We start from the raw sequence: 8758 nt of genomic DNA on the forward strand, positions 1-8758 counted from the left end.
TACTTCTTACTATACTTATGAAAATTTGACAAGCAAAAGTTCCAGAGTCGGGCGAATATTTATTCGCCCCTACAGTGGAAAGATGCTCTGTGACAGTCCGGTTGGATACCGCTGCCGTTGTAGGGGCGAATAATCATTCGCCCTACCCCATCGACACTAGACGTTGAAGCGGAAATGCATGACGTCGCCGTCCTGCACCACGTACTCTTTCCCTTCCAAGCGCATCAGCCCCTTTTCCTTGGCGCCGGACTCGCCGCCGGAGGCGATGTAGTCGTTGTAAGCGATCACTTCGGCGCGGATGAAGCCCTTCTCGAAGTCCGAGTGGATCACGCCTGCTGCGCCGGGAGCCTTGGTCCCCTTGGTGATGGTCCAGGCGCGCACTTCCTTGACGCCCGCGGTGAAATAGGTGATGAGCCCGAGCAGTTCGTATCCGGAGCGGATCAGGCGGTCCAGGCCGGATTCGGCGAGCCCCATCTCCTCCAGGAATGCCTGCTTCTCCTCGCCCGCGAGCTCGGAAATCTCAGCCTCGATGGAGCCGCAGATAAAGACCACGCCGTTGCCTTCCTTGGCAGCCAACTGGCGCACTTCCTCGACGTAGGGGTGTTTCCCATCGAGGTCGTCCTCGGCCACATTGGCGACGTACAGCACCGGCTTGGCGGTCATGAGGTGCATGTCGCGCAGGATCAGCTTCTCGTCATCGGTCTCGGCCAGGTCGCGCGGCGAAAGCCCCTTCTCCAGCGTCGACTTCACCTTCTGGCAGAACTCCACGTCTTCCTTCGCCTTCTTGTCGCCGCTTCTCGCCTGTTTCTCGGTGCGCAGGATCCGCTTCTCGACGGTGTCGAGGTCGGCGAGGGCCAACTCGGTCTGGATCACCTCGATATCGCGCACCGGCGACACGCTGCCGCTTACGTGGACCACGTTCTCGTTGTCGAAGCAGCGCACCACGTGCAGGATCGCATCGACCGAGCGGATATGCCCCAGGAACTTGTTACCAAGCCCCTCCCCCTGGCTCGCGCCCTTGACGAGGCCCGCGATATCGAGGAACTCGATGGTGGTCGGCTGCATCCGCTCCGGGTGCACGATCTCGGCCAACTGGTCCATGCGCGGATCGGGTACCGACACGATGCCGACGTTGGGATCGATGGTGCAGAAGGGGTAGTTGGCGGACTCGGCACCGGCCGAGGTGAGCGCGTTGAAGATGGTGGACTTTCCCACATTGGGGAGACCGACAATGCCGCAGTTGAAACCCATGCTATTTCCTTTTGGTCGTTACTTCGCGTTGAAGATGCTCATCGCCTTGGGCATCCCCTCCTTGATCGCCATTTCCATGGCGTCCAGGGAGGTATCCAGGACTTCCAGCAGCTCGTTCATCTCCTCTTTGGCGAAGTTGGTGAGGACGAAGTTCACCACGTCGCCGTGCAGGGGACGGCCGATGCCGACGCGCACCCGGGCGAAGGCGTTGGAGCCGAGCTCCTGCCCCAGCGAGCGCAGGCCGTTGTGGCCTCCGTGACCGCCACCTTCCTTGAGTCGCACCTTGCCGAACGGGATATCCAGATCGTCGTGGATCACGATGAGATCAGACAGGGACAGCTTGTAGAAGCGGAGCGCCTCGGCCACCGAGCGGCCGGACAGGTTCATGAAGGTCTGCGGTTTGAGGAGATAGACCCGCTCGCCCGCCCAGTTGCCGTCACCGGCAAGGCCGGAAAAGGCCTTCCTGGTGACGGCGATGTTGGACTGGCTGGCCAAGCGGTCTAAAACCATGAAACCCGCGTTGTGGCGGGTCCATGTGTACTTGGGCCCGGGGTTGCCGAGCCCTACGATCAATTTTGCTGCCATAACGATCCTGGACTAGGCGGCGGCCTCTTCCTCGGTAGCAGCCTTGCGGCCGAGGATGCTGACCACCGGAGCCTTCGGGTCGCTCAGGATGGCGGTGCCGATCGGGGCGCTGATGTCGCCCACGTGGATGGAGTGGCCGATGGCGAGTTCGACGACGTCGACGTTGATGTGCGCCGGAATGTGAACCGGGAGGCACTCGACCTCGACGGTGTGCATGGCGAAATCGAGGAAGCCGCCTGCCTTGACGCCAGTCGGGGTGCCGACCAGGTTCAGCTTGACCTGTACCTTCACCTTGTCGGCGAGGTTGATCTTGTGCAGGTCAACGTGACGTGCGTGGTTCTTAAGGGAGTCGCGCAGCAGGTCGGCCACGATGACGTTAGCGCCTTCCAGTGCCGGCACGCCCTGCAGGGTCAGGATGTGGTTGCGGCCGCCTTCGCCGGCGATAGCTTCGGTAAGGTCCTTCAGGCCGAGCGAGATGCAGATCGGCTCCATCCCCTTGCCGTACACGACGGCCGGAACGCGGCTGGCGGCACGCAGACGACGGCAGATACCCTTACCGGTTTTTTCCCTCAGTTCAACATTCAGCACCTGCTTACTCATACATCCTCCGATGTCAATCTTGGTATTTGATCTTCCAATGACAGTTTTATTTTAGTACTACACGAAAAGGGAGCTGACGGATTCGTCCTCGTGGATGCGGCGGATCGCCTCGGCCAGGAGGTCTGCTACGGAAAGCACCCTGAGCTTGTCGGTTTGTTCTGCCTTCTCGCCCAGCGGAACGGTGTCGGTGATGACCACCTTCTCGATGACGGAGTTGTTGATCCTCTCGATCGCCGGCCCGGAGAGAACACCGTGGGTGGCGCAGGCGTAGACGTTGGCGGCGCCGTGATCTTTCAGAGCCTGGGCAGCATGGGTCAGGGTGCCGGCGGTGTCGATCATGTCGTCCAGGATGATGGCGTTCTTGCCCTTCACGTCGCCGATCAGGTGCATGACCTCCGCCACGTTCGGCCCGGTGCGGCGCTTGTCGATCACGGCCAGGGTGCAGCCGAGCCTCTTGGCGAAGGCACGGGCACGCTCGGTGCCGCCTGCGTCCGGCGATACCATAACCAGGGTGTCGAGGTCGTCGGCGAAGCGGCTCTTCAGGTGGGCCAGGAGAACCGGCGCAGCGTAGAGGTTGTCCACCGGGATGTTGAAGAAGCCCTGGATCTGGCCTGCGTGCAGGTCGATAGTCACAACGCGGTCGGCGCCGGCGGTGGTGATCAGGTCAGCCACCAGCTTCGAGGTGATCGGCGTCCTCGGGGCAGCCTTGCGGTCCTGGCGTGCGTAGCCGTAGTAGGGGATCACGGTGGTGATGGTCGCCGCAGACGCCCTTTTCAGGGCATCGATCATGATGAGCAGTTCCATCAGATTGTTGTTGGTCGGGCAGCAGGTGGACTGCACCACGTAGATGTCACGACCGCGCACGTTCTCGCCGATTTCGACCATGATCTCGCCGTCGGAGAAGGTCCTCACCTTGGCCTTGCCCAAGGGAACCCTGAGGCAGTCACAGATCTTTTCGGCCAGAACCGGATTGGAGTTACCGCTGAACACCCTGATCTTGTTTTCCATCTATGCACCGGTCCTCTTAGTTTTTTCTTTTATAAATTGGCTGCACGTGCAGTGGTCGCGACAACGGGCAGCCTGCGTCCAAAACCCAGGAAACGCTACTTAATACAATAGTTGCCCCGTGAAGTCAATCGAAAAGCTACCACGAGAGCCCCCCTCCCTGCCGGCAGCGACGCCCTATGCCGGGATAGTGCGGTCCTGACGACAAAAACCTGCGCCGCAACCCATTGTTGACAAAAATCACTATAGTTATTATGCATCGTGGACGATAAGAACCCTGCCGAACAACACGGATGTGTGCGAGGAGGATCACCAGAATGGAACAGCGGCGTTTTCACCGGGTCACGTACAGCGCCCCCGGAGAACTGGTTCACCATGACATTAAATATCGTTGCCGCCTGGAAAACGTCAGCCTGCGCGGCGCCCTGATCAGCGCCAACGAGTGCCTGATGGTGCCTGTCAACGAATCATGCAGGCTCACCGTCCCGCTGGAGCCGGGGCAAGAGCCCCTGACCATCACGGTCTGCGTGGTGCACTGCTTCTTCTCCATGGTTGGTGTGAAATTCATCGGGTTTGCCGGCGACTCGGAACTGAGACTGCTCGAATTGCTCAGGCGACAGACTTCGGAGCCGGACACGCTGATCAAGGAATGGGAAAGTCTGAGGGGGGAGAGTAGCGCCACCGAGGAACAATGCCCCAGTATCCCGGAACCGGCGGTCGCGACCTTCTGATCGCCACCGCACTGCGCCCGGTTCAATGCTTGGTGGGGCTGATTTCGGAATCCTTGGGGATGCGCCTCTCGTAGGGAAGGCAGCTGTTGATATTGAGCACTTCTTCGGCCAAGGCAAGGCTCTTGTACCGCAGCGAAACCTGTTCCAGCTTATCCTTTAAACGCAGCAGAACATCGATGCTCTCGGTTTTGGCGTATTCGTTGTACAACTGCATCACTTCCAGGAACACCGCATCGAGCGACTCATCCAGCGAAAGTTCCCGGCCTGGTTCCGGCGCCGTCACTTCCGAACCTTCCTTGTCCCGATTTTGACGCACCTCGTCTCTGAAGCGCCCCAAAGCGATTCTGTCGATCTTGTACTTGGCGTTGCCGATTTCAAGGATGCTTCTAACCATGCCCTCTCCCGGTACAGCTCAAAATCATTAAATGCGGATGGCGCAACGACCGCCTCCATGCTGTATGACTTCGGCAACTACACGGGAAACTTTAGTGTTTTTGACAAAAACGCCTGCCTGTAATCAAAAGGAAACGGCCGTGTCTTAAAAAACCTTCCTTGACAGGGTTCTTGCCTTGAGCTATCGTTCCACCAAATTTTCCGACTCCCACATACGATAGACGATAATACTAAACCATCCGCGAGGATGGGACGGAAAGCCTACAGGGTCTCCCCGAGACAGCCGGGTCGCCGAAATATCACATAGATATTCGGTCCCGGCTTTTTTATTGCCCAAAATCCAGCCACCCTTTCCGTCCCAACTCGGCTATGACAGAACGACGAGAAGGCTGATACACCAGGAGGAACTGACATGAACATAAGAGCGTTACTGAGCACCGTGGCGGCTGGAGCGGCTTTATGCCTACTCGGCGCCGCAACCACACCGGCGCAGGCTGGCTCCCTCGGCGTCAACATCAACCTGAATGGGTATCTGCCCGCTCCTCCGGGAGTGCACGTCTATTACGATTCCGGCCGCCCCTACTACGTGGAAAACCGCCATAGGGTTTACCTGAAAGAAAAGGATCACCACGAAAAAGAGCACCACGACAACGGCAAGAAAAAAGGGCACAAGAAACACCACAAGGACTAAATCTATCAGAGGGTAAAAGGGAGGGTAGCGTTATGCGAAACACGACTGTTGCCTTTAGATCCGTCATTATCGCTCTTGGCGCCATTATCGCCATCATGGTCTACCTCGGAGGTTGCGGTGGCGGTGGCGGCGGTGCCAGCACCGGAACTCTGAAACTCGCAATAACCGACAAGCCAAGCGACGACTTCAAGCACCTGTTCATTTCCATTAAAGAGATCAGGGTGGTGCCGGCCGGCCATGAAAACGCCGCCGACAATGATCCGGCTCTCCCCGTTCTAGCCAAATTCAACCCGGGCGAACGAAAGATAGACATTATGACCCTACCTTTGATCCAGCAAGCTCTCGGGGAGGTCGTATTGCCGGTGGGGATCTACAGCCAAATCCGTCTGGTCCTGTACCCGAACCCGAACGGCAACCAGGATCCAGTCAACTACCTCACACTGCAGAGCGACCCGAATGATACCAAGATTCCCCTTACCACCCCAAGTTCTCAGCAATCGGGGCTTAAGATTCTTGGCCCCATTGATGTGAAGGCCGGCGTCATCAATGCAGTGATGATCGACTTCGACCCCAATACGGCGGTAGTAAAACGCGGCAACAGCAACGAGTACAACCTGAAACCCACCGGCATCAGGATGATTCAGATGGCCAACGTCCTCGAGGATTTCGGATCCATCATCGGCAATGTCAGTAACGCATTCCAGCATTGGAGCAGTGCGACCGTATCCATAAAGCGCCGAGGCACCATCAATGACACAGACCCCATTGCCGCCGGCAGGATCTTTGCGACTTACACCAGCGGCAAATGGCAAGCCCCCTTCTCCGCATTCGTGCCGCCCAGCGACCCGAATGATCCAGAATCACGCTATAAGGCCTTCATAAATGCCAACGGCTTCGTGCTCTACTCCTCCGCCGCAGTTCGGGTTGTGAAGCAACAGGCAACAGACTTAGGGGAAATTGTCCTCGTTCCGCAATAGCAGCGCCAGTCACAATCCGGTCCTCCCCGCCCGGTGAGGACCGGATGCACTAAAATTGAGGGAGATGAAGTGTATGCCTATAATTGAATGGAAAGACTGTTATGTGGTCGGCATACAGGAGATTGATCAACACCACCAGAGCCTGGTGCAGTATCTCAACAAAACCTATGATCACTTCCGGGAGGGGCACCAACTGGACCCCTCCGTGCTTGAGATCCTCATTGACTATTCGATGCAGCACTTCGGCTGCGAAGAGCGTTGGATGGAGAACTCGTCATACCCGAAGCTTGGGCCGCACAAAGAGGAGCACCGGCAGTTCCGGACCAAGATCTCGCAACTGAAGAAGAAACAGGAGCTCGACACCAAAGCGTCCGTCGAGCTCCTCTGGTTTCTCTGTAACTGGGTCACCCACCACATACGCGAAACCGATGCCGATTTCGGCAGGTACCTGAGCACCCAGTCCCGACACGGCTGACGACGACATAACGACAATACTCAACCATCCGCGAGGATGGGGCGGAAAGCCTACAGGGTCTCCCCGAGACAGCCGGGTTGCCGAATATCATCAGATACTCGGCAACTCGGCTTTTTTGTTTCTTCCGGTCTTGGCTGAGGAATAAAATGGGAGTTAGTGGATCGCTGATGAGATTGGCGATTTTCCAGTTGTGCAGCATTGAACAGTCACCACGCAGCCCTGAACGAGCCCTCGCGTCCTCCCCTTTGTGAAGGGGAGACAGAGGGGATCTGCTTTATTTACTCAAATCGATCGACACAGAGGAGGACAAACCATATGAAAACGATGAAGCTTCTGGCGGCAGCCGTCGCCGCTGTCCTAATGGCAGTTTCAGTCTCCCCGGCCTATGCCGGCAAGGAGTCGACAAAAATCGAGGACTGCATCGAAGTCGTCAAGGCGATCAAGGCGATCCCCGAAGAAGGCATCCCCCCGATGCTGTTGAAGAACGCACAGGGCGTCATGATCATCCCGGAGGTAATTAAAGTCGGCTTCGTGGTCGGCGGCAGGTACGGCACCGGAGTCCTCACCGTGCGCGACGAGAAGGGGAACTGGAGCGACCCCGTGTTCGTCAAGATCGCCGGCGGCAGTCTGGGGTGGCAGATCGGCGCTGAGTCGACCGATCTCATCCTGGTCTTCAAAACCAAGAAGAGCGTGGACGGCGTTCTCAGGGGCAAGTACACCCTGGGTGCCGACGCTTCCGTCGCCGCAGGCCCGGTAGGGAGAAGCGCCGAGGGATTGACCGACGTTACACTAAAAAGCGAGATCCTTTCCTATTCGCGCAGTCGCGGTCTCTTCGCGGGTGTCGCCCTTAACGGCGCCGCGCTGATGATCGACGACGAGGCCAACGGCGCCTACTACGGCAACCTCGACCCGAGGGCCATCGCTGCCGGCGAGGCCGCCAAACGGACCCCGGAAATAAAGCAGCTGCTCGACCTGCTTTAAATACCCATTCCGCTAAAAAGCCGCCCCTTCAGTGGGGCGGCATTTTGTGCCAGGCATCCCATAAAACGTTCATTGGCTCAAGAATTCTCAGATTTAATATGCTCCCTGCCCTAGTCATATTCTGGTGTTACCTCCCCTCTCGCTTAATGAAGCAGAAACCGGCTATACAACGGCACTTCCGGCACTAAAATGGACCGCGACTTTGTTTGCCGGCTCTAACCTGTCGCAGCAAGGAGGCCTCTATGTCGTACGTTAAAATCGTAGCTGAGGTGAGAGGAAGAGACACCGAATTCCTTAGCTTACTTAACCGCACAGCCAGAGGGTTGGGCACTTTGGGCCTATACAGAAACGGCCCGATCCCCCTGGAAACCTTCCAACAAGCCCTGGATGCGTACGGAGCTGCGCATGAGGGAGGCAAAACCGGTAATCGCGCAGAGATCTTAAAGCGCAACAACGCTCGCAATGTGGCCACGGAGATGTTCAGGAAGATCGTTTCCTTCCTGCAGTCGGTGGCGACGGAGGAGGACATTCCGTCTCTGGTACAAGCTGGTTTCAACGCCTATACCCCAAAGTTTCGCAGGAAAACGGTGGTAGCGCCAGCTGCAGGCTGACAAGACGTAAAACTCGACAGGTTACCAGCCAACTGATTCATGGTTGTACATGATCATCTCCCCCGTAGGACCACCATGCTCCACGGGGGCCATTTCCCTCTCAGGCCGTGACTCCCCCGCCATCGTGCCGGTCCCCAAATATGCGCTACTCCTCGCCGCCTTCAATCCAACACTTCGGCTCCCGCGCGGGCTACCTCAATATCGAGGTGAAGGCCTAACTAAAGTGCGAAGGCCATCACCTAAAGTGCGAAGGTCATCACCTAAAGTGTGAAGGTCATCACCCAAAGTGCGAAGGTCATCACCTAAAGTGCAAAGGTCATCACCTAAAGTGCGAAGGTCATCACCTAAAGTGCGAAGGTCATCACCTAAAGTGCGAAGGTCATCACCTAAAGTGCGAAGGTCATCACCTAAAGTGCGAAGGTCATCACCTAAAGTGCGAAGGTCATCACCTAAAGTGC

General features: G+C 57.4%; 12 protein-coding genes and 2 riboswitches. Of the genes, 6 read left to right on the top strand and 6 right to left on the bottom strand.

The window, feature by feature from the left end; genetic code table 11:
- Positions 1 to 156: 156 nt before the first annotated feature.
- The 4 genes from ychF to JFN90_RS04615 are packed head-to-tail and all read right to left on the bottom strand — an operon-like array spanning position 157 to position 3444.
- The gene (ychF, locus tag JFN90_RS04600; RefSeq protein WP_199393918.1) at positions 157 to 1251 is read right to left on the bottom strand and encodes a redox-regulated ATPase YchF; all 1095 of its coding nucleotides are present in this window, start codon (positions 1249 to 1251) and stop codon (positions 157 to 159) included.
- 18 nt (positions 1252 to 1269) lie between these two features.
- Positions 1270 to 1836: an aminoacyl-tRNA hydrolase gene (pth, locus tag JFN90_RS04605; protein ID WP_199393919.1), complete on the bottom strand. Its 567-nt coding sequence runs from the start codon at positions 1834 to 1836 to the stop codon at positions 1270 to 1272.
- Between the two features lie 12 nt (positions 1837 to 1848).
- Positions 1849 to 2436 carry a 50S ribosomal protein L25 gene (locus JFN90_RS04610; protein WP_199393920.1) on the bottom strand — a complete coding sequence of 196 codons (588 nt, stop codon included), beginning with the start codon at positions 2434 to 2436 and terminating at the stop codon, positions 1849 to 1851.
- Between the two features lie 57 nt (positions 2437 to 2493).
- Entirely contained in the window at positions 2494 to 3444 is a 951-nt protein-coding gene (locus tag JFN90_RS04615) for a ribose-phosphate pyrophosphokinase (protein ID WP_199393921.1), read from the bottom strand.
- 314 nt (positions 3445 to 3758) lie between these two features.
- Between JFN90_RS04615 and JFN90_RS04620 the strand changes: the two genes are divergently transcribed.
- Positions 3759 to 4172, top strand: a complete 414-nt coding sequence (locus JFN90_RS04620; RefSeq protein WP_199393922.1) for a PilZ domain-containing protein — start codon at positions 3759 to 3761, stop codon at positions 4170 to 4172.
- Positions 4173 to 4194: 22 nt separating this feature from the next.
- Here JFN90_RS04620 and JFN90_RS04625 read toward each other — a convergent pair whose 3' ends face one another.
- Positions 4195 to 4566, bottom strand: a complete 372-nt coding sequence (locus JFN90_RS04625) for a hypothetical protein (RefSeq protein WP_199393923.1) — start codon at positions 4564 to 4566, stop codon at positions 4195 to 4197.
- 218 nt (positions 4567 to 4784) lie between these two features.
- Positions 4785 to 4861: riboswitch (cyclic di-GMP riboswitch) on the top strand.
- 116 nt (positions 4862 to 4977) lie between these two features.
- Between JFN90_RS04625 and JFN90_RS04630 the strand changes: the two genes are divergently transcribed.
- From JFN90_RS04630 to JFN90_RS04650, 5 genes are all read left to right on the top strand, one after another.
- Positions 4978 to 5256: a hypothetical protein gene (locus JFN90_RS04630; RefSeq protein ID WP_215906677.1), complete on the top strand. Its 279-nt coding sequence runs from the start codon at positions 4978 to 4980 to the stop codon at positions 5254 to 5256.
- Positions 5257 to 5288: 32 nt separating this feature from the next.
- Complete coding sequence (locus tag JFN90_RS04635; RefSeq protein WP_199393924.1) at positions 5289 to 6233, top strand: DUF4382 domain-containing protein; 945 nt, start codon at positions 5289 to 5291, stop codon at positions 6231 to 6233.
- A gap of 73 nt (positions 6234 to 6306) precedes the next feature.
- Positions 6307 to 6708, top strand: coding sequence for a bacteriohemerythrin (locus JFN90_RS04640; protein WP_199393925.1), 402 nt, complete (start codon positions 6307 to 6309; stop codon positions 6706 to 6708).
- Between the two features lie 8 nt (positions 6709 to 6716).
- Positions 6717 to 6793, top strand: a riboswitch (cyclic di-GMP riboswitch).
- Positions 6794 to 7023: 230 nt separating this feature from the next.
- On the top strand, positions 7024 to 7689 hold the full coding sequence (locus tag JFN90_RS04645; protein ID WP_199393926.1) for a lipid-binding SYLF domain-containing protein: 666 nt from the start codon (positions 7024 to 7026) through the stop codon (positions 7687 to 7689).
- 242 nt (positions 7690 to 7931) lie between these two features.
- The gene (locus JFN90_RS04650) at positions 7932 to 8300 is read left to right on the top strand and encodes a hypothetical protein (RefSeq protein WP_199393927.1); all 369 of its coding nucleotides are present in this window, start codon (positions 7932 to 7934) and stop codon (positions 8298 to 8300) included.
- 195 nt (positions 8301 to 8495) lie between these two features.
- Here JFN90_RS04650 and JFN90_RS22140 read toward each other — a convergent pair.
- Positions 8496 to 8758, bottom strand: a 263-nt coding sequence (locus tag JFN90_RS22140) for a hypothetical protein (RefSeq protein ID WP_215906678.1), incomplete at its 5' end; no start/stop codon positions are given.

It is taken from the genome of Geomonas propionica (genome assembly GCF_016458235.1).
Taxonomy (GTDB): domain Bacteria; phylum Desulfobacterota; class Desulfuromonadia; order Geobacterales; family Geobacteraceae; genus Geomonas; species Geomonas propionica.